This window comes from Martinezella lusitana (assembly GCF_014207095.1).
GTDB classification, from domain to species: Bacteria; Pseudomonadota; Alphaproteobacteria; order Rhizobiales; family Rhizobiaceae; genus Rhizobium; species Rhizobium lusitanum_B.
Genome location: NZ_JACHBG010000002.1, coordinates 683,523 through 708,665 on the forward strand (window position 1 = coordinate 683,523; position 25,143 = coordinate 708,665).

A 25,143-nucleotide genomic window follows, 5' to 3' on the forward strand; every position below is an offset into this window, starting at 1 on the left:
ATGTCTCCTCAGGCGGGGATGCGGATGGTGGCGCGCAGACCGCCGAGCGGGCTGTCGCCGAGCGTGACATTGCCGCCGTGGCTGCGGGCAATATCGCGCGCAATGGCAAGACCAAGCCCGGTGCCGGATTTATCGAGATTGCGAGCCGAATCCAGCCGGAAGAATGGCTTGAAGACGTCCTCGCGCGCTTCGAGAGGAATGCCTGGGCCATCATCGTCGAAGACGATCGTCAGCCATTTTGCACTGTGCTTGGCCTCTATGCGCAGGTTTGTGGCGTAGCGGCGGCTATTGGTGGCGAGATTGGTGACGAGCCGGGTAAAGGCGTTCGGACGAACGGAAATTTCGTCGTCGCCTTCGATGGAAAAATCCATGGACTTGCCATGCAAGGTGAAGTCCTGGCGGATCTTTTCGAGGATATCGCTGAGCTTGAACTGACCGACATCCTCCTCCGCTTCGCCGCGTGCGAAGGCCATGTAGCCCTCGAGCATGCTCTGCATGTCCTCGACGTCTTCGTTGAGGCCGATAAGATCGGGATTGTCGCCGACCAGCGCGAGCTGGAGCTTGAAGCGAGTGAGCACCGTGCGCAGATCGTGGCTGACGCCGGATAGCATCGCCGTGCGTTGCTCCAGCTGCCGCTCGATGCGCTCGCGCATCAGGATGAAGGCGAGGCCCGCGCGACGGATCTCGTCGGCGCCACGAGGGGAGTAGTTTTCGAGCCGCTGTCCCTTGCCGAAACTCTCCGCGGCTTGAGCCAGCGCCAGGATCGGCCGGATCTGGCCGCGCAGGAACAGCACTGCGATACCGATCAGCACCAGCGACGTGCCGACCATCCACAGGATGAAGATATGGGTGTTGGAGGCATAGGTCTGGCTACGCTTGGCGAAGACGCGTAGCACCTTATCCGGCAGCTTGATGCGGATCTCGACTAGGCTGGAGTTTCCGACAGTGTCGATCCAGTAGGGCAGGTTGATCTGATCTTTAATCTCGTCGCTGAGGATGCTGTCGAGGATCGAGAAGAAGGGCTTGTCGCGTCGCTGCGGCAGCTCGCCGCCCGGTTCGATCGAGATGACGAGGTCGAGCTTCTGCCGCGCCATCTGTGTAATGGCGGCATAGTCGTCGTCTTGCGGGTATGTCTGAATAATGGTGATGATGGCGGCGATGTCGCGCGTCGTTGCCATGGATAGTCGCTGCGTCACCATCTGCCAGTGACGCTCCATGAAGACGATGGTGACGACCGCCTGCAGGATGATCATCGGCAGGATGAAGATGAGCAGGGAGCGGGCATAAAGGCCTGTCGGCAGCACATATCGACGCATCCAGCGCGCCAGCCACCGCAGCCCGTTGGTCGGCGTGTGATCCTGCTCGCGTCTGATCGAATCGAATGTCACCATCGCCTAGGATCCCGCAGGTCAGTCTATGCTCAGGCGGTAACCGATACCTCGCACCGTCTGCAGCCAGATGGGGTTTGCAGGATCGTCTTCGATCTTGCGGCGTAACCGGTTGATCTGGACATCGATGGTCCGTTCACCGACCTCGGCCTCATTGCCGATGAGCTCATGGCGCGGGATGGTCTCGCCCGCACGCTTGGCGAAGAGCAGCATGATTTCCTGTTCGCGATCCGTCAGCCGGATCAGCTCTGCTGCTTTCTTCAGCTCCTTGCGGGTCAGGGAAAATGTATAGGGCCCGAACATCACAAGCTCGATCTTCGGTGAATCGGCAGGCGCATTGCGCCGCAGGATATTGTTGACACGCAGCACCAGCTCGCGGGGGTCGAACGGCTTCGGCAGATAATCGTCGGCGCCGGCTTCAAGGCCGGCTATGCGGGAATCGGCCTCTGCAAGCGCAGTCAGCATGATAACGGGAACGTTCTTGATGGCGCGCAGGCTCGATGTCAGCGAGATGCCGGACTCCCCCGGCATCATCACATCCATGATGATGAGATCGAAATCCAGTCCTTCGAGCTTGCGTCGTGCTTCGGCACCATCGGCTGCCGCCGTTACCCGAAAGCCTTTTTCCATAAGGTAGCGATTGAGAAGGGCGCGGATACGCGTGTCGTCGTCTACCACCAGAAGATGTGCAGCATCGTCCGAAATAACTGTTTTCGTTGTCGTCATTCGATCCGTCTCGATCCTGTCCTACCCACGATTGATAAGCGGCATTCCGCGCCGGATCCCCGGCCGATTTGCCATTATTTTGCTGTCTGCATTCCCCTTAGAAAGCGTTTTACGCTTTCGCGCGTCGCGTCCGATGCGCCTTCGAATGCCCGTTCAATACGGCGCGATTGCGGCTCTGCCAGCGCCAGCGCCAGATCGCGTCCTGCCTGCGTCGGATAAAGCTTGCGCTGCCGACGGTCCTCCGGACCGGCCACCTGATGAATATAACCCGAATCGATCAATTGTTTGAGAACCCGTGCCAAACTCTGCTTGGTGATCTGCAACGTTTCCAAAAGGTCTGCAACGGTCATGCCCGGTTCGCGGTTAACGAAATGCACGACGCGATGATGAGCCCGCCCGAAGCCACTCTTGATCAGGATCTGATCCGGGTCCGACACGAAATCGCGGTAGGCGAAGAAAAGCAACTCGATGATCTCGAAGTCGATATTCCCCGCATTCTGCATCGGCGTCGCCAGCAACTCAGCCCTTGCCGCGTTTTGGCTCATCTGTCGTGGCACTATAGCATTTCCTTTTTATTTTTTGCGCGGTTGCGAAATTTACGCAAAAATATGTCAGCTTTATTGACGTATTTTTACGCCATCGCCTGCCTCCGCACAATGCCGTGCGGCCTGAAAGACTGCGCCATTTCGGGAAATCTAGGTGCGGACTGGCAAAACTCCAACCTATTTCGAGTTTTCTCAGCCGACGGGGGCAAGGAGCGTCAAAGGGGAGGCGTTTCCTTGCCGTAAGCACGACTTCATCTCGGCAGACCCAAGAGTTCTGCAGGAAGGATGGGGAGGGGAGTTTCCCCGATGAACAAACAGGCCTGGGGTATCGCAATTGGAACGGCTCAAGTTCCGGGCCCGCTGGTTTTCACCTTCAGCCCTTTGAGGAGCGCTATTCGCGCATTCGTCGATAGTCAGGCGCGTATGCAATCCCCGGAGTGCTTCGCAGCCGTCTGCAAGGGCCGGATGTTTTCTCCGGCCCTTGCAGGTTTGATCCTTACGACTTGCGGCCGAGAACTACGCCAACGATTGCCGAAAGCACGCCGCCGGCGATCAATGAGGATATGCCTTGTGCCACCAGGCCGGTGAGGGCGTCGCTGCCGATAAGCTTGAGAAGGACGCCACCGCCCAGCCCGCCAATGGCACCCGCGATCGTTCTGGCAACAAGATTGATGCCGTCTTGCTTCAAAACGCCGCTCGCTGCGTTGCCGCCAATGGCGCCAGCTATCAGTTGCGTGATGATAGGTCCTAGACTTTCCATGTGATTGCCCTTCTCCCAGTGTTCCGGAGACGCTTCCGGATGCCCTCTCGGCGCGCCCGGGATCGATGCCTGGGGGCGGCGATAATCCTCACTGGTATCAGAAGTACATCATGCGCCGGCCGGTGGAAATAGAAAGGCAACTTCAACGAGAGAATTCCCCGATAATTCCGGGGGAAATCCAATTTTTGGGCATGCGGCTGTCCGGCCGCATGCCAATTTCGCCACTATGTTGGGCTTTCAGGCCGAATCATCGGTAGACGTAAACGATGCGCCGCGTGCCCGGATCGACCAGCACCTGTCTGTGATTTACGTCGATATAGCTGTATTGATAGTCCGGAATGCGGTGAACCTCGACGCTTTGCGGGACGGTCGCACCGATGGCCAAGTTTCCACCGAGCTGGACGGTATCGACCGGATTGTCGTCGATATAGGTCCGGACTTCCTCCGGCGGCGTGATCGCGACGATATTGCCGCTATCCTCATCGACGCGGCCAAGCAACTGGTCATCCGGGTCGGGCTGGGCTGACTGGATGCCGCCGGTCGTGACCGGATCCGTCTTTTCATAGGTTATCGTGGGGATGCCGAGGTCGTCGCGATGATCCTGAACGACAACCGGGGCGCCATTTTGCTCGACGCTAAGATATTGGGCGTAAACCCAGCCGCGCATGCCGTTGACATCGACTCGGCACCAGCGGCTGCCTTCGACGCAGCCGTCAAGCGTGGCGGGAGAGCCACGTGTCGCGACGCCGACGGTTGGAAACTCGGCGCCAGGTCCCGACCGCACTTCAATGTCGCTAGCGGTCGTCGCGGCCATCTCGGCATGGGCCAAGCCGACGCTGCCGGTAAGGATAACGCCGGCCAGCAATAGGTTTCTCTTCAAGGACATTGGTTCTCTCCTTCTGCCTTTAAAGACCTAACTTCAACGTTTTGCGCGCCACTGTGTTCCTGTCGATCCGGCCTGTTACGGCCGGGGACTGATGAAGTGTCGCGGTAACCAATTGAATTATATTCATATTTTTACACTTCGATCCGGCGTCTTCGCGTTCGAGTGTCGGGGGCTGTTTTGTCCCAAGTTTGCCGCTATACCGACAGCACGACATTCAAACAGACGAGGCATTCATGGGCATGCTCCAGGCCGGCATCATTCCGGTGACCCCTTTCGAACAGAACTGCACCATCCTGTTCGACCCGGAGACGAAAGAGGGCGTCGTGGTCGACCCCGGTGGCGATGTCGGCATTATCCTGCAGACGGTGCGCGAGAACGGCATCACCCTGAAGGCCATATGGCTCACCCACGGGCACATCGACCATGCCGGCGGCGCCGACGAAGTCCGCGAGGTGCTCGGCATCGAGGTTATCGGCCCGCATGAGGATGACCGCTTCCTGCTGGAGGATATCGAGGGCAAGGCCAAGATGTTCAACATAGATGGCGTGCGCAACGTGGTGCCGGATCGGTTCCTGAAGGAAGGGGACAAGGTCTCCTTCGGCGAGCATGAGTTCGAGGTTTTCCATTGTCCCGGTCATGCGCCCGGCCATGTCATCTATTTCAACCGCAAGCAGGGTTTCGCGCATCTTGGCGATGTGCTTTTCAATGGTTCGATCGGCCGGACGGACCTGCCGGGCGGCAATCATCAGCAACTGCTTGATTCAATCCGCGACAAGGTTTTTCCGCTCGGCGACGAGGTTGGCTTCATCTGCGGTCACGGACCCGGCAGCCGGATCGGCGACGAGCGCCGCACCAATCCATTCCTGCGCGGCTTGTAAGAGGCGCCGAGGGGCCGCTGGAGGCAATCTAGCGGCGCTCGCCGCATCTGGAGAGAATATCGTCGACGACGCTGGCGAGCGGGGCGGTGGCGTCGATGCTTGTCGCGTTCTTCGGAATATCCTCTTGCGTCGCGTGCAATCTCAGAACGAAGTCCCGCTCCGCCGGCGTTCCGCCAAACTCATCTTCCGGTCTGCTGACGAGCCGGTTGCTCACCGTATCTGCATCGACGTCTAGAACGAAGATCGCATCGAAGAGACCAATAAAGCGATGCAGATTTCTGGAGCCACCGCAAAAGAAAGAGATCGGGTGGCTTTGATCGGCAATCAGGGATTTGACTTTGTCGACATTCCAGAGGTGATGCCAATGCGTGAAACCGACGTCCGCACAGCCACCTGTCTGCGGTGAGCCAATCAGCGGCTCTCCCGTTTCAGGATCGCCTTGGTAGGCCAGCTCGCGGTCACCATGGATCACGTCATAGCCGCGCCGCTGCAATTCGGTGGCGACCGACGTCTTCCCGCTTCCCGAAACGCCTTCGATTAGATAGTTCCTAACGCCCATTTTCAGACCCTGTTCCGAGAGCTTGCTGGCGCCATGCGATGCGGCAACAGCCGGAATGGGGGGCCAACATGATTGTGGCAAGACATTATGGGGGTATGGCTTGGAGGCGGCTCTCCAGCATGTGGCGTGAGCTGGTGAGAGGCTACAACGGCCAACCATGTCTTGGCCAAGCTATCGCAAGACACACGGTGTCTTGCGATAGGAAGGACTTCAATTTTTCAGCTGCGCGCAAGCGGCTACTTCCGCTCTCGGAGTGGCTAGTCGATCGCTGCCGGAACTTAGTCGGCCGTGCAGAAGTGGCGCATGCCATCGTAGCCGACATAAGTGCCGCTGCGGCTGTCGAAGCTTCTGTAACGATCGTAGCAGTAGCGCATCCATGCAGAGGACCAGGGACGCAAGCCCGAAACCGGCGGCGGAGCATAGTAACTCACATCACGCTCGACATAGACGCGGCGCGGGGCCGGACGATAATAGTAGGGCGGCGGAGGCGCATCATAGTCCGGTTCGGCATAGACCGGTCCCGGTTCGACATAGCGCGGCTGGCTTGCAATCGCCGAACCGACGATCAGGCCTGTGGCAAGCCCAGCGGCACCGAGCGCCCAGCCATCGCGATCCCGATGACGCCAATAATCGCCTGCAGACGCAGCACTCATGGACGTCAGCATCAATGCTGCAGCCATGGCGGACACAGCGAGCGATTTGCCGAGTATGGTCATTGGTTTGTCCTCTCAGGAAAACGGGATGACTGTCGCTCCCGCTCTTTCATGATGAGCAAACTATACGCGGCAAACTGAATACAGACTGAATGACAAAACCCGGCATTGCTGCCGGGCCTCAACTCGAATGATAACCTTAAGGGTCTCAGCCAGCAATCTGGAGATTGACGGCCTTCGGTCCCTTGCCGCGGCGATCCGGTTCCGTGTCGAAGCTTACCTTCTGGTTTTCCGACAGTCCTGCCAGGCCGGAAGCCTGAACCGCAGAAATGTGTACAAAGATGTCTGCGCCACCCTTGTCCGGTTTAATAAAACCGAAGCCCTTATCGGTATTGAAAAACTTTACAGTGCCAGTCTCGGCCATGCCTCAGGTCCTTTTCTCTCTGCCCACCATCCACACGGGCAGCATTACTGTGTTGCCCTTGCGGGCGCTTGCAGGCAGTTCTCGAAATTTTAAGGAAAAGGTCCCCTATACCTCGGCATGATCTCGATGCGATGTTTGCCACCCCGCATTTCAACCAGCTGACCGGAATATTAGCGTCTCCGGCGCGCGTTTTTCTTAGGACTTCCCATGCTCTAAAAATGCCCGAACATCATTGAGAGTGCTGTGTTTGTTGGGAATTGGCAAGCAAAAGTTTTTTAACGTATCGCAGGCAGCACACTATAGTAATGCGACTGTGCTAGCGCGATTCGCAAATTTTCTCACTTTGAAACAAGTTTCTAAGGTTTTTGCATCGTTTGCGATATAGTTTTGGCGAAATTTTCCCAAGTCGGCTGGGGTGAACGTCGATTTTCGATTGTTCAAAAAAATTTCAAAAACCGTTGCAATTGAACACTCATGACGCGCATTTCTGGCGTTTTCAGGCCGCTGCGTTCCGCCGGCGTACCAGCTCCGGCACCAGTTCTACGGCAAGCATTGCTGCAAACATCAAAGCGCAACCGGCGTAGCCGAGCGGTCCCATGGTCTCGCCGAGCACCAGCGCGCCCAAAGAAGCTCCGAACAAGGCCTCCGAAGAGAGGAAGATCGCCGCTTGCGGCGCAGTCGTGTAGCGCTGGCCGATTACCTGCAGCGCGAAAGCAAGCCCGGACGAGAATATGCCGACATAAAGGATCTCACCGAGTGCTGCTTGGATGCTCGCAAGGCTGATGGGCTCGACCAGAGTGGCAACGGCAAGGGCGAGGGCGGCTGTGACGGCAAATTGTATCGCGGAAATGGCAAGCGGCCGGGCAGTCTCATTGACTGCGGAGCCAGCGAGGGTGATTTGTGCTGCCCAGAAGAGGGCGCAAATGACGGTGAGGAGATCGCCCGTCGTGAGGCTGGAAAGCGATCCGCCGGATAGCAGATAGATGCCGCAGAGCGCCATGAGCGCGGCGGGCCAAATGATCCAGTGCGGCGAGCGCCGCATGAAGATGACGGCGATCACGGGCACGAACACCACGTAAAGGCCGGTGATGAAGCTGGAATTGGTGACGGTTGTCGTTAAAAGCCCAAGCTGCTGCGTCGCGGCGCCGCCGAACAGCGCGACGCCGATCATCACGAAGGACAGCCAGTTGCGGCTCGTCAACGGTTGCCTCGCCTTGCGGCTTTCCATCAAGACGAAGGGCAGGACGACTACGGTGGCGACAGCAAACCGCAGGCCGATGAACCAGAACGGTCCGATCGACTTCATTGCCGTTGATTGCGCGACGAAGCCGCCGCCCCAGATCGCGGCAGCGAACAACAACAACAAATTCGCCTGTATGCGAGACATCTGCATCCTGCGGGAGGGGGAAACGAATAGCCGACCGTTAGCAGTTGCTGTTGTGCTCGGCAAGGGTGAATGGCGTCGCAGGTGTTGGCTAGTTCGTTGCTTTCGAAACCCGCAGGAGCGCGCCGTTATCTTCGTCCGTGGTGATCAAAAGCGCGCCGTCGGGCGCGACGACAATGTCGCGCATGCGGCCGAATTTGCCTTCGAACATGCGCTCGCGCTCGGTGATCTTGCCGGCCCCGTCATGATCGAGGCGAGACAGCAGCTGGAACTTCAATGCAGTCACCAGCAGATCGCCATTCCATTCGGGAAACATCTTGCCGCGATAGACGGCAATCGCACCGGGAGCGATCGATGGGTCCCAATAGAAAAGCGGCTGCTCCATGCCCTTCTTCGCCGTGCCGATGCCGATCTTCGTACCGTTGTAATTGGTGCCATAGGAAATGACTGGCCAGCCGTAATTCTTGCCGGCTTCCGGCGTGTTGATCTCGTCACCGCCCTTTGCACCGTGCTCTGCCGTGTAAAGCCTGTTCGTCTCGCTATCGAAGGTAATGCCCTGCGGATTGCGATGACCCTTCGACCAGATTTCGGGCAGGGCCTTTTGGCCGTTTTTGAACGGATTGTCGGACGGAATGCCGCCGTCGGTCTGGATATGGATGATGGTGCCGGCATCGTCGTGGAAATCCTGGGCGCGGTCCTGCTCACCGCGATCGCCAAGGCTGACAAAGAGGCTGCCGTCGCGGGCGATCGCGATGCGCGAACCGTACTGGATATTGCCGCTCGACAGCTTGTTCATCAGGAAGATGCGCTTCACATCGGCCAGCTGCGTTTCGTCGGGTGACAGTTTCGCACGGAAAACGGCCGTGCCGCTGCCGCCGTCTCCCGCCACCGACGCGGTGAAATAGAGGGTTCGGTTGCTACTGAACTTCGGATCGATTTCGACGTCGAGCAGGCCGCCCTGTCCGCGGGCGTAGACTTTGGGCAGTCCTGCAAGCGGCGGCAAGACCTTGCCGTTGCGGATGAGGCGCATACGGCCGGGGCGCTCGGTGACGAGATAGGCGCCATCCGGCAGCACTGCCACAGCCCATGGATGCTCGAGCCCGGTGGCGATTGCCTCGACCTTGACCGTGACTTTTTGCGTCTTGAAGGTCTGCGGAGCTTCTGCCAGCGCCACGCCTGCCGCCAACAGGCCAGAAACCGTCAATGCAATGGTAACTCCCGTTCTTATCGCACGCATATTTGCCGCTCCCCAAGACCGCTGGTTTTTCAAGGTGGGTCGACCGCCTTGACGTTCAAGGCCGAGTGCTGTGCCGATAACGTCTTTGTGTTCGCGAATTTGGTGTCGCCCTGCGTCGCGTCCTGAAGCCGTCCGGCGCGCCAAAGCATAGGACCGAGGCGGAAGGCGCGTGGAACAAGGGTTTGTCGAAGGTGGCGTTTGGGGCAAGCCCTTATGTTACAATGGGAAATCGCCGTTCTGCTCAGACGTTGAATCAGGTGCTTCGCAAATTGATTCAAGTTGGCGAGGCTTGCGGGCCGTCGATGGGCTGCAGCACTCGTCGCGCCAAGGCTTGGAATCTGCATCGAAGACATGGCCCGAAAGCCAGGAAATAAAGCCACTGTGACGCCTTTGCGCTTGAAACGTCGGCCCATATTCGACATAGAGCTTAGCGCAGAAATCTGGTCCACAGGCTTTCTGCCCACTTCAACCGAATAGGACCGATCATCATGGCCTTTCTTGCCGACGCTCTTTCCCGTGTAAAGCCTTCTGCCACCATCGCCGTTTCCCAGAAAGCGCGCGAGTTGAAAGCAAAAGGACGCGACGTGATCGGCCTCGGCGCCGGTGAGCCGGATTTCGATACACCAGATAATATCAAGACGGCAGCCATTGACGCGATCAATCGCGGCGAGACGAAGTACACGCCGGTTTCCGGCATCCCGGAACTGCGCAAGGCGATTGCCGCCAAGTTCAAGCGCGAGAACAATCTCGACTATACCTGGGAGCAGACCATCGTCGGCACGGGCGGCAAGCAGATCCTGTTCAACGCCTTCATGGCGACGCTAAACCCGGGCGATGAAGTCATCATCCCGACGCCCTACTGGGTTTCCTACCCGGAAATGGTGGCGCTGTGCGGGGGGACGCCGGTTTTCGTCGCGACGACGCAGGCCAACAGCTTCAAGTTGCAGCCTGCCGATCTTGAAAAGGCGATCACGCCGAAGACCAAGTGGTTCATGTTCAACTCGCCGTCCAACCCGTCGGGCGCTGCCTACACCCATGCCGAACTGAAGGCGCTGACGGACGTGCTGGTCAGGCATCCGCATGTCTGGATCCTGACCGACGACATGTATGAGCACCTGACCTATGGCGAATTCAAGTTCGCCACGCCGGTCGAAGTCGAGCCGAGCCTCTATGACCGCACGCTGACGATGAACGGCGTCTCGAAGGCCTATGCCATGACCGGCTGGCGTATCGGCTATGCTGCCGGCCCGCTGCAGCTCATCAAGGCCATGGACATGATCCAGGGCCAGCAGACCTCGGGTGCGACCTCGATCGCCCAGTGGGCGGCCGTCGAAGCGCTGAACGGTCCGCAGGACTTCATTCCGCGCAACAAGAAGATCTTCGAAGGTCGTCGCGATCTCGTGGTCTCGATGCTGAACCAGGCGAAGGGCATTTCGTGCCCGGTTCCGGAAGGCGCCTTCTACGTTTATCCGTCCTGCGCCGGCCTGATCGGCAAGACGGCTCCGACCGGCAAGGTCATCGAAACGGACGAAGACTTCGTTTCCGAATTGCTGGAATCGGAAGGTGTAGCCGTTGTTCACGGTTCGGCCTTCGGCCTCGGCCCGAACTTCCGCATCTCCTATGCGACCTCGGAAGAGCTGCTCGAAGAAGCTTGCCGCCGCATCCAGCGCTTCTGCGCCGCCTGCAAGTAAGCTGCCAGCGATAGCTTACATGGAAAGCCCGCCAGGAATGGCGGGCTTTTCCTATTCAGATTGCCGGTTGCGGCTTCATCAATTGATTCAAGCACTTCGCAATTTGATTCCGCCAGTCGGCGCAAGTCCTTGAAATTGGAATCAAAGACCGAGTGTCGTCAGCATGATGAAGGTGGCGAAGAGGATGAAATGGGTCATGCCTTCGATGGCGTTGGTTTCTCCGTCGTTGAGGTTGATGGCGGCAACGATCAGCGTGATCATTACCATGACCGTCTGCACCGGAGACATGGCCATGATAAACGGCTGGCCTGTATAGAGTGCGATCGCTTCCATGACGGGTACCGTCAGGATGACCGTGGATAGCGAGGCGCCCAAGGCGATATTGACCGTTGCCTGCATGCGGTTTCTGAGCGCCGCACGCAGCGCCGTCAGGATTTCCGGAGCTGCCGAGATCGCGGCGACGACGATGGCTGCGATGGCCGGCGGCGCGCCTGTGCCCTTCAGGCCTGTATCCATGAAGACCGACATGAATTCCGCCAGCGCGCCGATCAGGACGACGCCGATCAGAATGGTGACGATGGATGTCGTCGTGGATTCTTCTTCGTGATGCTCTTCGGGCATTCCGAGTTTCTTCTCGGTGCGCGGGTAGCTGTAGCTGAAGAAATAGCTATGTTTGCCGACCTGCATGCGCAGGAAGAGCGCATAGAGCGCGATCATCGCGACGATGGTGAAAGCGGAGTAGTAGTGCCACTTTGCTTCCGGGATGAACTCCGGAACGATCATTGAAATTCCCATGGCGGTCAGGATCATGACGCCGTAGGTCCGGCTGGAATCGTCGTTATAAGGTTGCTCGCCGTGCTTCAGGCCACCGAGAAGGGCGGCCAGGCCTAGGATACCGTTGATGTCGAGCATGACGGCGGCGTAGATGGTATCGCGCACCAACGTCGGCGAACTTTCGCCGCTCATCATGATGGCGAGGATGATCACCTCGACGGCAACGGCTGAAAGCGTCAGAATCATTGTGCCGTAGGGGTCGCCGACCTTGACCGCAAGGGTCTCTGCATGATGGGCGACGCGCATCGATGCCAGTACAATCGTTGCGATCAATGCCGCTGCCGCGGTTATCGAGGCGGTCTGCCCCATTTCCAGCACTGAATGCTCGCCGACATAGGCAATGACGGCGATCGCCAGTGCCACCAAGAGGGCTTTTTCCTGCTTGAACCACTTCACTATATTCACCTTCCCCACCTTCTGCGCCGATTCACGGTTGCACTCTAAATCAATGATTTCGCACATCAAGCGCGTATGGTTGAGGGCAGGATTTGCAGTCAGAACCATTTAATGGAATACTGTGTCCGTCGGTCTGCCCACCCCAAACGTCGCGGCATCCTCGAATCCGTCTCAGATGCATGCGGTCCTGCCGGCAACGCCCGGTCCCGAAGGTCTTGGCAGATGAGAAGGAGGGTTTGAATGGTCAAGGTCGTTTACGAAATCGTGCCGCATGACGGTGGATGGGCATATCGCTTCCACGATGTCTATTCGGAAGCGTTTCCGACACATTCCGAGGCCGTGGAGGCCGCAAGGATTGTTGCCGCAGAGCAGCAGGTGGGAGGAGACTCCGCCGAGATCAGCTGGCAGGATGAAAGCGGCAAGTGGCATGAGGAATATGCTGACGGTGGAGACCGGCCGGAAACGGAAGTCATTGACGGCCAGAGGCATTTTCCACCAGTGGATACGGCGCCCGGCGCATAGATTGGCGCTATACCGATTACCTGCTCGACGCCCTAGCGACCGATATCGTATCGATATGCTCGATCGTCTGGGCATAAACTGCCGGCACTTGAGTACGCTTGTCAGGGATAACTTCAAAATCCTTCGGCCAGTTCGGATCGCATGGTGCGAGCTCCACCGCTGCCCCCATGACTATTGTCCTTCCGGCGTATCGTTTCCCTTCGCATAGTCCAGCAAGCCGGTGACGAGCGCGTCGAATGTCACGCGACAGCGTGGCGATGTCTTCAGGTTTTCGTGCATCACGATCCAGGTGTCGATCGTCACTTCCACTTCCGGCAAGAGCCGTTGAAGGTTGGCGTCGCGTTTGGCCAAGGGGATCTGATAGAAGCTTATGCCGATGCCGGATCGCAGGGCATTGTGCAGAACGATGCTGTGGTCGGATCGAAAGCTGAACGAGATGCCGTCGAGCATCGGATAGCGTTTCACCATGCTTCGGATGTAGGCGGTCTGCCGGTCGAAGCCGATCAGCTTGTGCCGCCGCAGATCCGCGATCGTTTCCGGCTTGCCGTGTCGCTCGATATAGCTCTCGTGAGCGAAAAGACCCAGGGAGATTACGCCGACATGGCGGGCCAGCAGCGCTTCTTGCGCCGGCGCGACCATACGCACGGCAATGTCGGCCTCGCGCTGCAACAGATCCTCCACGATGTCGGAAGCGGACAATTCCACGATCAGTTCGGGATACTGTGCCTGCAGCCCGGCAAGAATGGGCGGCAGTACCTCCGTTCCAATTACTTCACTGGCGCTGATGCGCACTGTGCCACTGACCTTCTCCCTGGAGCCGGTGGCGGCGCGCAGCAGCGCGGCAGCCGTGCTCGCCAGCGTCTCGGCATAGGGCTTCAGAACAAGGGCGGCATCGGTCGGCAACAGGCCTTGCTGTGACCGCGTGAAGAGTTCGGCGCCGACCGATTGTTCCAATGCGTCTATATGACGGCCGACTGTCGGCTGCGTCAGGCCGAGATCGCGGGCGGCAGCAGACAGTGAGCCGTGCTCCAGCACCGCGAGAAGGGTACGATAGAAATCCCAGCTTGGTTCTGATGTCATACATTTATGTATAGCATCTACAGATTTTTAGGCAATTTCGTTTATTGCGATTGCGAGCCATAGTCAGTCCATCGAAACCGATGGGGATGACGATGAGCAAGCAGATGGGAAGCGTAAAGACGGCCTTGATCCTTGGTGCTACCGGCGGCATAGGCGGTGCTGTCGCTGAAGGGCTCGCCCTTCGCGGTTGGCGCATCCGGGCGCTAAGCCGCAATGCAGCCGAGGCGGCCCGCCGCCAGCCCGAATTCGACTGGTTCCAGGGCGATGCCATGCAGGCGGGCGATGTTCTGAAGGCAGCTGAAGGAGCCGAGGTTATCGTGCATGCGGTCAACCCGCCCGGCTATCGCAATTGGGGGCAAGTCGTCTTGCCGATGCTCGACAACACCATTGCTGCGGCCAAGGCCGTCGGTGCGCGCATTGTGCTGCCGGGAACCGTCTATAATTTCGGCCCCGACGTATTCCCGAGGGTCACCGAAGACAGCCCGCAGCGGCCGAAGACCCGCAAGGGTGCCATCCGCGTGCAGATGGAACGGCGCCTGCAGGCAGCGGCAGAGCAGGGCGGTACGCCCGTTATTATCGTTCGCGCCGGCGATTTTTTTGGAGGGTCGCGCGCCAATAGCTGGTTTTCGCAGGCGATGGTCACGCCGGGTAAGCTGATCCGCTCCTTAACTTACCCGGGCAAGACTGGCCTCGGCCATCAATGGGCCTACCTGCCTGACGTTGCCGAAACGATGATCCGGCTGATCGAGAAGGGCGACCAACTGCCATCCTTCGCCGTCTATCACATGTGCGGCCATTGGGATGGCGATGGCCGGCAGATGATCGAAGCCGTGCAGCGCGTGCTTGGTCACAATGTAAAGGTGAGGGCATTTCCCTGGTGGATCGTGCCGCTGGCCAGCCCCTTCGTTCCGTTCATGCGGGAGCTGCGCGAAATGACCTATCTTTGGAAAGTTCCGCTGCAGATGCGGAACGACAGGCTGGTGGCGGTGCTTGGAGAGGAGCCGCATACGCCCATTGACGAAGCTATCCGCGCAAGCCTGGTCTCGATCGGTTGCTTGCGAGCTCAGGTCGCCTGAGGCGGCTTAGGCGCTCAACCCGGTCGAAGCAAGTTGGGCGACGGTGAAATCCGAATATGCATTCTTCGTATCATCGTCGCCCGGGAGCCGTGCCGTCGAAAGCCCTGGCCGGACAGCCGGTCCGATCAGCGTCTTGTTCGACGAATTGGCGGTCAGTCCGCGCCCATGGCTGTGGCGAGGTGTTCGGCAGTTATATTCAACGTCGCTATCCCTTGCTTGAGGCGCTCGGCACTGCCGGACGCGAGCAGCGGGATTACATTGCCGGACGAAAGCCTCGCCCAGGCGAGAGCCGCCTGGCTTGGCGTCACGCCGAGAATTTGCGCCGCCTTCCGGAGCCGATCGAGCCGTGCCTGATTTTCTGCAGCGTCGTAGGCCTTGGGTAGTATCCCGGTTTCATACGCACCGCCGAGAAGGGTGGCATAGGAAATGAGCGGCATGTCGGCCGCCTGCAGATAGGCTTTCAGTTCGGCGTCTATCGTCTTCTGCGGGCCAAAATCAGCGCCGGCGTTGGGCGGCAGATAGCTGTAACGCTGTTGCAGGCAGCAATAGGCAGGCCAACCGTTCCGCTCGCCGATGCCCTTGGCAGCGATAATGCGTTCGAGGCTGTGGTTCGAGCAGGCGATGGCGCTGATCTTGCCGTCTTTGCGCAAGCGCTCGAAGGCGGATAGCGTTTCCTCCTGGGTGATGTCATCATCCTGGATGTGGGCATAGTAGAGGTCGATGTGATCGATGCCGAGCCTTGAAAGGCTGGCCTCGGCCGCGCGCGCGATCGCTTGCGCTCCGAGCCCTTCCGCTGCCTCGAAACCAGCGCCGGGACGAGTCGGTTGTGCGCCGACTTTCGTTGCGATCGTCATATCATGGCGCCTGCCGCGAGCGCGGAGCCACTCGCCAAGCATCTTTTCGCTTTCGCCTCCAACGCCGTTGGGAGCCCAGAAGGCATAGTTGTTTGCGGTATCGAGAAAGCGACCGCCAGCCTCATAATAAGTATCCAACAGTTCGAAAGAAGCTTCGCGATCAAGCCGTGTACCGAAATCCAAGCATCCCAGGCAGAGCTCAGAGACATGCAGGCCGGAGTTACCGAGCGATTTGGTTCTCATTGGATATGCCCCGATATCGTTGAAGTTTCCCGTCGATGATCGTCAGCGCCGATTGTAGCGCCGCCATATCCGCGACTACTTTTGCGCGGTGCTGCTCCAGCAGCGCAATGCGATCCGGCACGTTCGAAAGGCCGGCACGTACGAGATTGCTGAATTTCTTCATGTTGGCGATCGGCATGCCTGAGGATCGCAGGCACATGAGGAGCGATATCCAGTGGAGGTCTGCGTCTGTGTAGACGCGTCTGCCGGCGGAATTTCTCGCCACCATGTCGAGCAGCCCCGCCCGTTCGTAATAGCGAAGCGTGTGTGGGCTCAAGGCCAATCGCCCGGCCGCTTCCCCAATTGAAAATGCGTCCATTTTCCCTCCCGTTCATCGTGGCAATCCGCCAGCCACCGGACTGTACGATTTAGAGCGCGCTCTAAGTCAAGAGGGATTGCAAGCATTTCCAAAGGAGGCGCTAAATTGGAATTATGTCAATAAAAATAATCGGTTGGCTTCTACGGAACGGTCGACCTCAACCATATCCGGTAATTTTTGCAAGGGCGCTCCCGCAATCGAATGTTGCGGGAGCTGTTTGATCGAGGCTGATCTCACCGTCTGAACGTCAACGGCAGGCGCCTGCAGATGTCACTGTGTTCACGCGGCTTCGTCCAGCGTCGGGTAGTCGTCGTAACCCTTGGCGCCACCGCCATAGAGCGTCGCCTGATCCCAGGGCGCAAGCGGCGCGTCTTCCTTCAGGCGGCGGACGAAATCCGGGTTGGAGATGAAGGGCTTGCCGAATGCGACGACATCGGCCTTGCCGCTTTCGACGGCTTCGATCGCCATTTCACGGGTATAGGCATTGTTGACCATCCAGCCGGCTTTGCCGCCTGCAGCCTTATAGGCGGCGCGCAGAGCATCATAGTCAAAGGGCAGGGAGTCACGCTTGCCACCGGTCTGGCCTTCGATGACGTGGACATAAGCCAGATCATATTTCGCCAGACCTTCGACCACGTAGGTGAAGAGCTCCTGCGGAGTCGGATCGCTGACATCGCCAGAGGCCGTTACCGGCGAAATGCGGATCGCCGTGCGACCGGCGCCGATTTCCTTGGTGATGGCATCGACCACCTCGAAGAGGAAACGCGCGCGGTTCTCGATTGGGCCGCCATACTGGTCGGTGCGATCATTGACATTGCCACGCAGGAACTGATCGAGCAGATAGCCGTTGGCGCCGTGGATCTCGACGCCATCGAAGCCGGCATCGATCGCCGCGCGGGCAGCCTTGCGATAGTCTTCGACAATGCTCGGGATTTCCGATGTTTCCAACGCGCGCGGCTCCGAAACATCGGCAAAGCCGCCGGTGCCGTCGCTGTTGACGAGATAGGTCTTCGAGGTTTCCGCGCGCCTGGAGGTGGAGGAGACCGGCTTGCCGCCATTCGGCTGCAGGGTGGTGTGGGAAATGCGGCCGACATGCCACATCTGCACGACGATCTTGCCGCCATTGGCGTGCACCGCGTCCGTCACCTTCTTCCAGCCGTCGAGCGCTTCCTTGCTGTAAAGGCCCGGCACATTGGCGTAGCCCTGGCCCTGATGGGTGATGGCGGTCGCTTCGGTGATGATCAGGCCAGCGGTGGCGCGCTGGGCGTAATACTTGACGTTCAGCTCGTTGGGCACGGCATTCGGGGAGCGATTGCGCGTCAATGGCGCCATGACGATGCGGTTGGCAAGCGAGATGTCGCCCAGCTTCGTCGGTTCAAACAGTTTGGTCATGATTGGTCCTTTCTATGAGGGGGAGGAGGAAGGATGTCAGGAAGAGGCGAGGGCTTCGTCCTTGGATCGGACGGCAGCGAAGGTAAGGAGAACGGTGACGAGGCCGAGGATCGCCATGGCCGCACCGGCAAGCGGTACCTGCGAGAGAGCGAAACCTTGGTCTATGACCACACCCCCGAGCCAGGCGCCAAGCGCATTGCCCGCGTTGAAGGCGCCGATATTGATGGTCGAGACGAGATTCGGCGCGTCCTTTCCGAAGGCGACGACATTGATCTGCAGCGCCGGAACGGCGGCAAAGGCAGCGGCTGCCCACAGAAAGAGGGTGATCTCGGCGCCGATGAAGGAATGGACGGTGACGCTGAAGATGGCCGACGTCGCCGCAATTGCAATGAAGACACCGGCAAGGGTGGTACCGAGACGCCAATCCGCCAGCTTGCCGCCGATGAGATTGCCGATGGTCAGGCCGACGCCGATGGAAAGCAGTGTCCAGGTAACCGTCTCCGGCGAGACTCCGGTCACGTCGCGCAGCATGGGGGCGATATAGGTGAAGAGCGCGAACATGGCAGCGGAGAAAAATACCGTCGTCAGCAGTGATAGCCACAGCCCGGTTCCGCGCAGCGCCGAGATCTCGCGGGCGAGATTGCCGTTGCGAACCTCTTCGTTCTTCGGCAGCACAGCAATGAGGCCGGCGATCGAGGCAACGCCGAGGAGGGTCACGATCCAGAAGGGAGCGCGCCAGCCGAACGCCTGACCGAACGCGGTGCCGAGGGGAACGCCCAGCACGTTGGCGAGGGTCAGGCCCGTGAACATCAGGGCGACAGCGCGAGCCTTGCGGTCTTCCGCCACCAGACTTGCCGCAACGACCGAACCGATGCCGAAGAAGGCGCCGTGGCAAAGAGCGGTCACGATGCGAGCCACCATCAGCATCCAGTAGTCGGGGGCGATGGCACAGAGGAGATTGCCGAGGATGAAGAAGCCCATCAGCATGATCAGGGCCGAGCGGCGGCGCAGATGAGCCGTCGAAACCGCCATGATCGGCGCGCCGATCGCCACCGCCAGCGCATAGCCGCTTACCAGCCAGCCTGCCTGCGGAATGGTGACTGAGAGGTCCGATGCCACTTCCGGCAACAGACCCATGATGACGAACTCGGTGGTGCCGATGGCGAAAGAACTGAGCGCAAGAATGAGGAGCGCTAGGGGCATGTCAAAGTTCCTTTTGCATGGCTTCGAGGAATGCCGCGATGGTTTCCTCGTTACGTTTGTAGAAAATCCATTGGCCCAGGCGTCGCGTCGTCACCAAGCCGGCGCGATGCAGCGTGCTGAGATGCGCCGACACAGTGGATTGCGACAGGCCACAGCGCTCGAACTGACTGGCGCAAACGCCAAGCTCCAGCGGATGTTCCTGGGTCGGAAAATGGGTATGTGGATCCTTGAGGTGGTTCAGGATTTCGAGCCTTGCCGGATTGGCCAGGGCTTTGAGTATCTCGCTCTTGTCCATGGTGTTCACTAGATGAATATCGAATAATCTCGATTTATGTATCGACGCTTTTCGATATATCAAGGGCGGCACAGAACATTATTTTCTGCAAGGCAGCTGGAGTGTGTGCTCGAAAAATAGGCAAAAAAAAGAGGGCCACCGGTATAACCAGGGCCCTTATAGGTGTGAAGGTTAAAACCTCCAGAGGGGAACAGCCAATGCGGTGGAACTGGGAGGAAAAGCCACCATGTGCATCAGCTGTGTGCGTTATGATGCTAATTTGTGCAGTGCGCAATGCTTTTTTGTGCATGGCAGTTATGCATTTGCCGCGCCAGATTCAAAAAGGCAAAAAAAAGGGCCGCCGGAGTAAACCAGGGCCCTATAGGTATGAAGGTCAAAAACCTCCAGAGGGGAACAGCCAATGCGGTGGAACTGGGAGGAAAAGCCACCGTGTGCATCAGCTATGTGCGATATGGTAGTTATATGGGCAGGCTTCAACTCTATTTTGTGCATATCAGCCATGCGTCATATGCGTGGCTGATATGCCGGTCACAAAAAAGAGTTCGTTATCAGTGGCTTACCTTCGCTAGAAATTCCAGTTTCGAGCTTTGGCCACGATAAAATCTCGGAAAACCTTGAGTTTAGCCGCATTTTTCATCTCGTCCGGGTAGCAGAAATACGTGTCGAAGGACGGCACGTCTGCATTGATCGCGAGCTGAATGAGGCCTGGGTCGCGGCCGACGATGTAGTCGGGCAGGACTGCGATGCCGATGCCGAGCAGGCAGGCGCGCTTGATCGAGGTCTGACTGTTGATCTGCAGATGCGGTATGCGCTTGTTGTCCGACGACCGGCCGGCGATCTCGAGCCAATTGACGTCGAGCAGGTAATTAGGGGCCGGTTCGCCGAAGCTGATGATGTGATGCTCGTCCAGATCTTCCACCGATTGCGGCTCGCCATGGCGGTTGATGTAGGAGGGGGCTGCGTAGACGTGCATATGAACGGTGAAGAGCTTGCGCTGGATCAGGTCGGACTGCTGCGGCTGGCGTAGACGAATGGCGCAGTCCGCATGGCGCATGTTCACGTCCAGCTCCTCGTTGTCGAGGATCAGCTGAATCTGCATATCTGGATAGAGCTGCAGGAATTCCTGGATCTTGTCCGTCAGCCAGCCCTGGCCGAGACCGACCGTCGTCGTGACGCGCAGCTTGCCGCTCGGCTTGTCGGTCGTTTCGGTCAATTGCATCTTGACCGTTTCGAGCTTCAGCAGAACGTCGTGAGCCGTGCGATACAGCAGTTCACCCTGTTCGGTCAGGATGAGGCCGCGCGCATGGCGATGGAAAAGCTTTATGCCGACGTCCTGCTCAAGTGCGCTGACCTGTCGGCTGATGGCGGATTGGGACAAATGCAATTTGTCGGCCGCATGCGTGAACGAACCCGCTTCGGCGGCCGCGTGAAAGATACGCAGCTTGTCCCAATCCAATGGCATGCCGTTTCCCCTCATCGGCTGCATCACTCCGCAGCCACGGCGACGGGCATGTGCCCGGTCAAATAGCGTTCCGCTTCAAGCGCCGCCATGCAGCCCATCCCCGCTGCCGTGATCGCCTGTCGGAACGTGTCGTCGGTCACATCGCCGGCGGCATAGATGCCATCGACGCTGGTCGCGGTCGAATCGGCAGCGGTCCAGAGATAGCCATTATCCTTGAGCTTCAGCTTGCCCTTGAAGAGTTCGGTCGCCGGTGCGTGGCCGATGGCGACGAAGACGCCGTCGATCGGCATTTCGGTGATGGCGCCCGTGCGCGTATCGCGCAGGCGGGCACCTGTAACCGACGGCGGCATCGGCGGCTTGGCCGGAGTACCGGTAATCTCGGCAACTTCGGTGTTCCAGAGGATGTTGACGTTTGCCTTGGCGAACAGGCGCTCCTGCAGAATCTTCTCCGAGCGGAAGGTATCGCGGCGATGCACGAGCGTTACCGACTTGGCGATATTGGAGAGATAGAGCGCTTCTTCGACGGCGCTGTTGCCGCCGCCGACCACGATCACGTCTTTGTTGCGATAGAAGAAACCGTCGCAGGTGGCGCAGGCGGAAACGCCGAAGCCCTGAAAATGCTGCTCGCTCTCGATACCCAGCCACTTCGCCTTTGCGCCGGTAGCAATGATGAGGGTATCGGCGGTCCAGATCTGGCCGCTATCGGTATGGGCGACGAAAGGACGCTTGCTGGTGTCGACTTCGGTCACGAGGTCGTTGACGATCTCGGCGCCGACATGCTGTGCCTGCTGAAGCATCTGCTCCATCAGCCATGGTCCCTGGATGGGATCGGCAAAGCCCGGATAGTTTTCGACATCCGTCGTGATCATCAGCTGGCCGCCCTGTTCCAGTCCAGCGATCAGTACCGGCTGCAGCATCGCACGGGCGGCGTAAACAGCGGCAGTATAGCCGGCTGGGCCGGAGCCGATGATGAGCACTTTGGTGTGGCGGGCGGGCATGGTCAGTCCTTTCAATTCAGCGAGTTCGCAAACGCGGCTTCAAGCGGGTAAAGCAGGCGATTTCGCGATCCGCGGCTCCATTTATGATTGCCTTATGCATTTATTCAAGGGCAGCCTTGCATTACACACAGAGCAAATCTGCTTTGTGTAAGAATCGGTCACCCCCGAGAAACTTTCTTGCGAATTTTCGTGCCTTATATAGAAGCTGGCGAGGGGGAATTAAAGAAAGGCAATGCAAGTGCTTCGCGCTGAACTCGATGCCATCGATATCAAGATTCTGCGGGAACTCCAGCGGGACGGACGGATGACCAACGTCGAACTCGCGGACCGGGTGGGCATCTCCGCGCCGCCATGCCTGCGTCGGGTGCGCAAGCTTGAAGAAGCCGGCGTCATCGAAGGCTATCACGCGATGTTGAACAGCCCGAAGCTGGGTTTCGATCTCGTCGCCTTCTGCATGGTCGGTCTCAAGCATCAGTCCGAGGCCAATCTTAAGGCTTTCGCCGGTGCGACGGCGGCATGGCCGCTGGTCCGGCAGGCATGGATGGTCTCCGGCGACAGCGATTTCCTGCTGCATTGCGTGGCCGAAAATCTCACCCGCTTCCAGGATTTCGTCATCGAGGTTTTGACCGCGAACGAACATGTCGATACGGTGCGTACGATGTTGACCATTCGACAGGTCAAGAAGCTTGGTTTGGTAGAGCTCTAGGTAGATATGACACGTAGGCCCTGGCATCGATCGCTGATCAAGTCTGGCGTGCGTGTTTTCCTGGGCAGCTCATTGGCGCATGTGCAGGACTGGTTTCCCGGGCTCAACATCAATCGCAACGCAAACGGCGGCGAGGTGCTCTACCGTGGCGCCAAGGTCGCAAATCTTGCCGGGATGGACCGGCTGTGCGAGCGGTCCGGCGAGGCAATCTATATCGTCGGCTCGGGACCATCCATTCGTCATTGCGACCTGAGCCGCATGGAGGCATGCAGCGCCATTCTTCTGAACGGCGCGATAAGGCTCGCCGGGGAGCAGATCGGCGAGCCGCTGGCGGTCGCAATCGAGGATGAGCGTTTCGTCTGGCGGCACATCGACACGATGCGTGCGAAGATTGCTCCCGGTTCGCTCTGTCTGTTTTCCGTAGCCGTGCTACGCGCCCTTTGCGAGGTCGACAGAAGCTGGCTCAAGGACAAGACGATCATCCTGATCGATGACATCCGCAAGCCCTATGGCGCGCGGCGCCGCTCCCTCGACGATCTCCGGAAGCTTCAATATGTGCGCCTGGACGCGGCCGGCTCGGCCGGCTTCTCGCTCTTACCGGATCACGGCGTTTTCGTCGGCGGGTCGGTGGCGGTATCGGCCTCGCAGTTTGCTCTGCATTGCGCGCAGCGCACGATCGGCTTTCTCGGGATCGACATTTCCAACGCCCGCGAACCTCGCTTTTACGAAACCGCTGGTGATACTGCGTTTTCCGGCATTGCCCAGGCCGAGGGGCGCATCGTCAAGCATCTCGTATTCGCGCGCAAGATGGCAGCGGAGCGCGGGGTTTCGCTTGTCAACTACTCTCCGGTTTCGGCACTGCTGAAGTATGATTTCGGTTATGACGACAGGTTTGCGGTAAAGCCGAAGGCGTGATGTGCCTCAGCGATTGGTAGCAAGTACCTGTCGATAGATGTCGCCGATGGCGGTGGCCTCTTTTTCCAGAGCGAACTCGCTGCGCACATGGCGTACGGCATTGTCACCCTGGCGAAGCGTCTCTTCCGGATTGGCCAGATAGAAGGCGATGGCCTTGGTCAGGGCTTCGCCGTCGCCTGCTGGCACGACGGCGCCGGTTTCACCCGGAACGATCATCTCCGCATAGGCTCCGGCATCCGAGGCGACGACCGCGGTGCGCGACGCCATGGCCTCCAATGGCGTCAGGCCAAAACCCTCGTTCCGAGAGGGGGCGACGTAAAGCGTGGCACGACGATACCAGGGCTTGATGTCGTCGACTTCGCCCATGAAGCGAATGCGATCCGAGAGACCGGCGCTGGCGACCATCTTTTCCAACTCATCGCCAAAGCCGCGATGTTCGGCGGTGACCCGACCGCAGACGATTGCCGTCCAATCGGGATAGCGCGGCAGCAGCTCTATCATCGCCTTGACGAAGAGATCGGTGCCCTTCTGATGCCGGACACGGCCGAAACAGCCGATCAGGTAGATGCCGGGCAGCCCGGTGGCGGCCATGCGATCGTCAGGAGTTTCGGGCGGATGAAAGCGATTGAGATCGACGCCGTGCTGGATGACGGTGTGCGGAACCTGCAGAAAGCTGCCGGAACGCGTGCTGGTGGCGATGATCGCATCCATGCGGCGGATGAGCCAGCGGGTATAATTGCTGTGGCGGCGCTGTGCGGCGGAGGTGAAAACGAGCTTCAAAGGCATGCGCAGAACGGAGCGAAGCAGCAGGCCCACCAGCATCTCGTTGTTGCGGCGGGCGTGCCAGATCCGGTGGCGATGCCGGCGCGGCCTTCTCCAAAGGCCGGGAAGCCTCAGCCAGCCGAGCTTAGGCAGGTCTTCCGGCAGGCCGGGACCGAGCGTGGCGACATGATAGCCAAGCTCGATCTGTTTCGGGATGAGCTGTACGATCGTCGAGGTAACGCCGGACAACCGGCGTTTGAAATTCGTTGCGATGATCTCGATCTCGCGGAGATCGGAGGCATGCTCTGAATCACGATCGCGCACCGGCAATCAGCCCCAGGTGACGGAGAGGATTTCGTATGCCTTGGCGCCGCCTGGCGCATTGACCTCGATGGAATCGCCGACTTCCTTGCCGATCAGGGCGCGGGCGATCGGCGAGGAGATGGAGATGCGGCCGGCCTTCACGTCGGCTTCCTGATCACCGACGATCTGGTAGATCTTCTCTTCCTCGGTATCCTCGTCGACGAGCTTTACCTTGGCGCCGAACTTGATCTTCGAGCCGGACATTTTGGTGAGGTCGATGACTTCCGCGCGCGCCGTCAGGTCTTCGAGCTCGCTGACGCGACCTTCGTTATGGCTCTGGGCTTCCTTGGCAGCGTGGTACTCGGCATTTTCGGAGAGATCGCCATGGGCGCGTGCTTCCGCAATTGCCTCGATGATTCGCGGGCGCTCTTCCTGCTGACGCCAGCGCAGTTCTTCCTGCAGCTTGACGAACCCGCTCTGCGTCATCGGTACCTTTTCAACCATTTTCCTTAATCCTTCAGTCCCTGCGCTGCTCTTTCGCACACACAAAAGAAAACAGGTTCCGAAGCGGTACTTCGGAACCAGTAGAGCCATCATTTTGTCATCTATAGCA

General features: G+C 58.9%; 27 protein-coding genes. 6 read left to right on the forward strand and 21 right to left on the reverse strand.

The features are described from left to right. Positions 1 to 8 precede the first annotated feature (8 nt). The 5 genes from GGD46_RS07835 to GGD46_RS07855 form a co-directional block, all read right to left on the reverse strand. Positions 9 to 1,391 carry an ATP-binding protein gene (locus GGD46_RS07835; RefSeq protein ID WP_184703157.1) on the reverse strand — a complete coding sequence of 461 codons (1,383 nt, stop codon included), beginning with the start codon at positions 1,389 to 1,391 and terminating at the stop codon, positions 9 to 11. An 18-nt stretch (positions 1,392 to 1,409) separates the two neighbouring features. Then, positions 1,410 to 2,114, reverse strand: coding sequence for a response regulator (locus GGD46_RS07840; protein WP_184703158.1), 705 nt, complete (start codon positions 2,112 to 2,114; stop codon positions 1,410 to 1,412). 74 nt (positions 2,115 to 2,188) lie between these two features. Continuing rightward, positions 2,189 to 2,659, reverse strand: a complete 471-nt coding sequence (locus GGD46_RS07845; RefSeq protein ID WP_184703243.1) for a MarR family winged helix-turn-helix transcriptional regulator — start codon at positions 2,657 to 2,659, stop codon at positions 2,189 to 2,191. A 496-nt stretch (positions 2,660 to 3,155) separates the two neighbouring features. Next, on the reverse strand, positions 3,156 to 3,419 hold the full coding sequence (locus GGD46_RS07850) for a hypothetical protein (RefSeq protein WP_184703159.1): 264 nt from the start codon (positions 3,417 to 3,419) through the stop codon (positions 3,156 to 3,158). 247 nt (positions 3,420 to 3,666) lie between these two features. Then, positions 3,667 to 4,305, reverse strand: coding sequence for a DUF1236 domain-containing protein (locus GGD46_RS07855; protein ID WP_184703160.1), 639 nt, complete (start codon positions 4,303 to 4,305; stop codon positions 3,667 to 3,669). Positions 4,306 to 4,538: 233 nt separating this feature from the next. Here GGD46_RS07855 and GGD46_RS07860 point away from each other — a divergent pair, with 233 nt between their 5' ends. Next, entirely contained in the window at positions 4,539 to 5,183 is a 645-nt protein-coding gene (locus tag GGD46_RS07860) for an MBL fold metallo-hydrolase (protein WP_184703161.1), read from the forward strand. A gap of 28 nt (positions 5,184 to 5,211) precedes the next feature. Here GGD46_RS07860 and GGD46_RS07865 read toward each other — a convergent pair whose 3' ends face one another. The 5 genes from GGD46_RS07865 to GGD46_RS07885 all read right to left on the reverse strand — a co-directional run bounded on the left by GGD46_RS07865 (position 5,212) and on the right by GGD46_RS07885 (position 9,440). Beyond that, on the reverse strand, positions 5,212 to 5,742 hold the full coding sequence (locus GGD46_RS07865; protein ID WP_184703162.1) for a nucleoside kinase: 531 nt from the start codon (positions 5,740 to 5,742) through the stop codon (positions 5,212 to 5,214). Positions 5,743 to 6,020: 278 nt separating this feature from the next. Then, positions 6,021 to 6,458 carry a BA14K family protein gene (locus tag GGD46_RS07870; protein WP_184703163.1) on the reverse strand — a complete coding sequence of 146 codons (438 nt, stop codon included), beginning with the start codon at positions 6,456 to 6,458 and terminating at the stop codon, positions 6,021 to 6,023. Between the two features lie 145 nt (positions 6,459 to 6,603). Beyond that, the gene (locus GGD46_RS07875; RefSeq protein ID WP_004116423.1) at positions 6,604 to 6,819 is read right to left on the reverse strand and encodes a cold-shock protein; all 216 of its coding nucleotides are present in this window, start codon (positions 6,817 to 6,819) and stop codon (positions 6,604 to 6,606) included. A 496-nt stretch (positions 6,820 to 7,315) separates the two neighbouring features. Then, on the reverse strand, positions 7,316 to 8,206 hold the full coding sequence (locus tag GGD46_RS07880; protein ID WP_184703164.1) for a DMT family transporter: 891 nt from the start codon (positions 8,204 to 8,206) through the stop codon (positions 7,316 to 7,318). Positions 8,207 to 8,294: 88 nt separating this feature from the next. Further along, positions 8,295 to 9,440, reverse strand: coding sequence for a PQQ-dependent sugar dehydrogenase (locus GGD46_RS07885; RefSeq protein WP_184703165.1), 1,146 nt, complete (start codon positions 9,438 to 9,440; stop codon positions 8,295 to 8,297). 488 nt (positions 9,441 to 9,928) lie between these two features. Here GGD46_RS07885 and GGD46_RS07890 point away from each other — a divergent pair, with 488 nt between their 5' ends. Beyond that, positions 9,929 to 11,131, forward strand: coding sequence for a pyridoxal phosphate-dependent aminotransferase (locus GGD46_RS07890; RefSeq protein WP_184703166.1), 1,203 nt, complete (start codon positions 9,929 to 9,931; stop codon positions 11,129 to 11,131). A 141-nt stretch (positions 11,132 to 11,272) separates the two neighbouring features. Here the strand turns inward: GGD46_RS07890 and GGD46_RS07895 are convergent, their stop codons facing one another. Then, positions 11,273 to 12,328: a calcium:proton antiporter gene (locus GGD46_RS07895; RefSeq protein ID WP_409527667.1), complete on the reverse strand. Its 1,056-nt coding sequence runs from the start codon at positions 12,326 to 12,328 to the stop codon at positions 11,273 to 11,275. Between the two features lie 273 nt (positions 12,329 to 12,601). Between GGD46_RS07895 and GGD46_RS07900 the strand changes: the two genes are divergently transcribed. Next, positions 12,602 to 12,883: a DUF2188 domain-containing protein gene (locus tag GGD46_RS07900; RefSeq protein ID WP_184703168.1), complete on the forward strand. Its 282-nt coding sequence runs from the start codon at positions 12,602 to 12,604 to the stop codon at positions 12,881 to 12,883. Positions 12,884 to 13,054: 171 nt separating this feature from the next. On the opposite strand, the gene GGD46_RS07905 is transcribed toward GGD46_RS07900, so the two are convergent. Continuing rightward, positions 13,055 to 13,963, reverse strand: a complete 909-nt coding sequence (locus GGD46_RS07905) for a LysR family transcriptional regulator (protein WP_184703169.1) — start codon at positions 13,961 to 13,963, stop codon at positions 13,055 to 13,057. 92 nt (positions 13,964 to 14,055) lie between these two features. Between GGD46_RS07905 and GGD46_RS07910 the strand changes: the two genes are divergently transcribed. Continuing rightward, complete coding sequence (locus GGD46_RS07910; protein WP_184703170.1) at positions 14,056 to 15,039, forward strand: SDR family oxidoreductase; 984 nt, start codon at positions 14,056 to 14,058, stop codon at positions 15,037 to 15,039. 152 nt (positions 15,040 to 15,191) lie between these two features. On the opposite strand, the gene GGD46_RS07915 is transcribed toward GGD46_RS07910, so the two are convergent. The 7 genes from GGD46_RS07915 to trxB all read right to left on the reverse strand — a co-directional run bounded on the left by GGD46_RS07915 (position 15,192) and on the right by trxB (position 21,844). After that, complete coding sequence (locus GGD46_RS07915) at positions 15,192 to 16,136, reverse strand: aldo/keto reductase (protein WP_184703171.1); 945 nt, start codon at positions 16,134 to 16,136, stop codon at positions 15,192 to 15,194. Then, positions 16,114 to 16,494, reverse strand: a complete 381-nt coding sequence (locus GGD46_RS07920; protein WP_184703172.1) for a MerR family transcriptional regulator — start codon at positions 16,492 to 16,494, stop codon at positions 16,114 to 16,116. The genes GGD46_RS07915 and GGD46_RS07920 overlap by 23 nt, the downstream gene beginning before the upstream one ends. Positions 16,495 to 16,773: 279 nt before the next feature. After that, on the reverse strand, positions 16,774 to 17,886 hold the full coding sequence (locus tag GGD46_RS07925) for an alkene reductase (protein ID WP_184703173.1): 1,113 nt from the start codon (positions 17,884 to 17,886) through the stop codon (positions 16,774 to 16,776). Positions 17,887 to 17,922: 36 nt separating this feature from the next. Next, positions 17,923 to 19,089, reverse strand: a complete 1,167-nt coding sequence (locus GGD46_RS07930) for an MFS transporter (RefSeq protein WP_184703174.1) — start codon at positions 19,087 to 19,089, stop codon at positions 17,923 to 17,925. A gap of 1 nt (position 19,090) precedes the next feature. Next, positions 19,091 to 19,384, reverse strand: coding sequence for a helix-turn-helix transcriptional regulator (locus tag GGD46_RS07935; RefSeq protein ID WP_184703175.1), 294 nt, complete (start codon positions 19,382 to 19,384; stop codon positions 19,091 to 19,093). A 565-nt stretch (positions 19,385 to 19,949) separates the two neighbouring features. Next, positions 19,950 to 20,846, reverse strand: a complete 897-nt coding sequence (locus tag GGD46_RS07940; protein ID WP_184703176.1) for a LysR family transcriptional regulator VtlR — start codon at positions 20,844 to 20,846, stop codon at positions 19,950 to 19,952. A gap of 23 nt (positions 20,847 to 20,869) precedes the next feature. Further along, positions 20,870 to 21,844, reverse strand: a complete 975-nt coding sequence (trxB, locus tag GGD46_RS07945) for a thioredoxin-disulfide reductase (protein WP_184703177.1) — start codon at positions 21,842 to 21,844, stop codon at positions 20,870 to 20,872. Between the two features lie 238 nt (positions 21,845 to 22,082). Here trxB and GGD46_RS07950 point away from each other — a divergent pair, with 238 nt between their 5' ends. Together GGD46_RS07950 and GGD46_RS07955 are read left to right on the forward strand one after the other, a co-directional pair. Beyond that, on the forward strand, positions 22,083 to 22,550 hold the full coding sequence (locus GGD46_RS07950) for an Lrp/AsnC family transcriptional regulator (protein WP_047632063.1): 468 nt from the start codon (positions 22,083 to 22,085) through the stop codon (positions 22,548 to 22,550). Positions 22,551 to 22,556: 6 nt separating this feature from the next. Further along, positions 22,557 to 23,465, forward strand: a complete 909-nt coding sequence (locus tag GGD46_RS07955; RefSeq protein WP_184703178.1) for a glycosyl transferase — start codon at positions 22,557 to 22,559, stop codon at positions 23,463 to 23,465. A 6-nt stretch (positions 23,466 to 23,471) separates the two neighbouring features. On the opposite strand, the gene GGD46_RS07960 is transcribed toward GGD46_RS07955, so the two are convergent. Further along, on the reverse strand, positions 23,472 to 24,551 hold the full coding sequence (locus GGD46_RS07960; RefSeq protein ID WP_184703179.1) for a glycosyltransferase family 4 protein: 1,080 nt from the start codon (positions 24,549 to 24,551) through the stop codon (positions 23,472 to 23,474). Positions 24,552 to 24,557: 6 nt separating this feature from the next. Then, a complete protein-coding gene (gene greA / locus GGD46_RS07965; protein WP_184703180.1) occupies positions 24,558 to 25,034 on the reverse strand; it encodes a transcription elongation factor GreA in 477 nt (158 codons plus the stop codon). Between the last annotated feature and the right edge of the window lie 109 nt (positions 25,035 to 25,143).

Bases quoted from the DNA above. Each gene is read 5' to 3' on its own strand.
- GGD46_RS07835 (WP_184703157.1), bottom strand. From the start codon at position 1,391: ATGGTGACATTCGATTCGATCAGACGCGAGCAGGATCACACGCCGACC.
- GGD46_RS07840 (WP_184703158.1), bottom strand. From the start codon at position 2,114: ATGACGACAACGAAAACAGTTATTTCGGACGATGCTGCACATCTTCTG.
- GGD46_RS07845 (WP_184703243.1), bottom strand. From the start codon at position 2,659: ATGAGCCAAAACGCGGCAAGGGCTGAGTTGCTGGCGACGCCGATGCAG.
- GGD46_RS07850 (WP_184703159.1), bottom strand. From the start codon at position 3,419: ATGGAAAGTCTAGGACCTATCATCACGCAACTGATAGCTGGCGCCATT.
- GGD46_RS07855 (WP_184703160.1), bottom strand. From the start codon at position 4,305: ATGTCCTTGAAGAGAAACCTATTGCTGGCCGGCGTTATCCTTACCGGC.
- GGD46_RS07860 (WP_184703161.1), top strand. From the start codon at position 4,539: ATGGGCATGCTCCAGGCCGGCATCATTCCGGTGACCCCTTTCGAACAG.
- GGD46_RS07865 (WP_184703162.1), bottom strand. From the start codon at position 5,742: ATGGGCGTTAGGAACTATCTAATCGAAGGCGTTTCGGGAAGCGGGAAG.
- GGD46_RS07870 (WP_184703163.1), bottom strand. From the start codon at position 6,458: ATGACCATACTCGGCAAATCGCTCGCTGTGTCCGCCATGGCTGCAGCA.
- GGD46_RS07875 (WP_004116423.1), bottom strand. From the start codon at position 6,819: ATGGCCGAGACTGGCACTGTAAAGTTTTTCAATACCGATAAGGGCTTC.
- GGD46_RS07880 (WP_184703164.1), bottom strand. From the start codon at position 8,206: ATGTCTCGCATACAGGCGAATTTGTTGTTGTTGTTCGCTGCCGCGATC.
- GGD46_RS07885 (WP_184703165.1), bottom strand. From the start codon at position 9,440: ATGCGTGCGATAAGAACGGGAGTTACCATTGCATTGACGGTTTCTGGC.
- GGD46_RS07890 (WP_184703166.1), top strand. From the start codon at position 9,929: ATGGCCTTTCTTGCCGACGCTCTTTCCCGTGTAAAGCCTTCTGCCACC.
- GGD46_RS07900 (WP_184703168.1), top strand. From the start codon at position 12,602: ATGGTCAAGGTCGTTTACGAAATCGTGCCGCATGACGGTGGATGGGCA.
- GGD46_RS07905 (WP_184703169.1), bottom strand. From the start codon at position 13,963: ATGACATCAGAACCAAGCTGGGATTTCTATCGTACCCTTCTCGCGGTG.
- GGD46_RS07910 (WP_184703170.1), top strand. From the start codon at position 14,056: ATGAGCAAGCAGATGGGAAGCGTAAAGACGGCCTTGATCCTTGGTGCT.
- GGD46_RS07915 (WP_184703171.1), bottom strand. From the start codon at position 16,136: ATGAGAACCAAATCGCTCGGTAACTCCGGCCTGCATGTCTCTGAGCTC.
- GGD46_RS07920 (WP_184703172.1), bottom strand. From the start codon at position 16,494: ATGGACGCATTTTCAATTGGGGAAGCGGCCGGGCGATTGGCCTTGAGC.
- GGD46_RS07925 (WP_184703173.1), bottom strand. From the start codon at position 17,886: ATGACCAAACTGTTTGAACCGACGAAGCTGGGCGACATCTCGCTTGCC.
- GGD46_RS07930 (WP_184703174.1), bottom strand. From the start codon at position 19,089: ATGCCCCTAGCGCTCCTCATTCTTGCGCTCAGTTCTTTCGCCATCGGC.
- GGD46_RS07935 (WP_184703175.1), bottom strand. From the start codon at position 19,384: ATGGACAAGAGCGAGATACTCAAAGCCCTGGCCAATCCGGCAAGGCTC.
- GGD46_RS07940 (WP_184703176.1), bottom strand. From the start codon at position 20,846: ATGCCATTGGATTGGGACAAGCTGCGTATCTTTCACGCGGCCGCCGAA.
- trxB (WP_184703177.1), bottom strand. From the start codon at position 21,844: ATGCCCGCCCGCCACACCAAAGTGCTCATCATCGGCTCCGGCCCAGCC.
- GGD46_RS07955 (WP_184703178.1), top strand. From the start codon at position 22,557: ATGACACGTAGGCCCTGGCATCGATCGCTGATCAAGTCTGGCGTGCGT.
- greA (WP_184703180.1), bottom strand. From the start codon at position 25,034: ATGGTTGAAAAGGTACCGATGACGCAGAGCGGGTTCGTCAAGCTGCAG.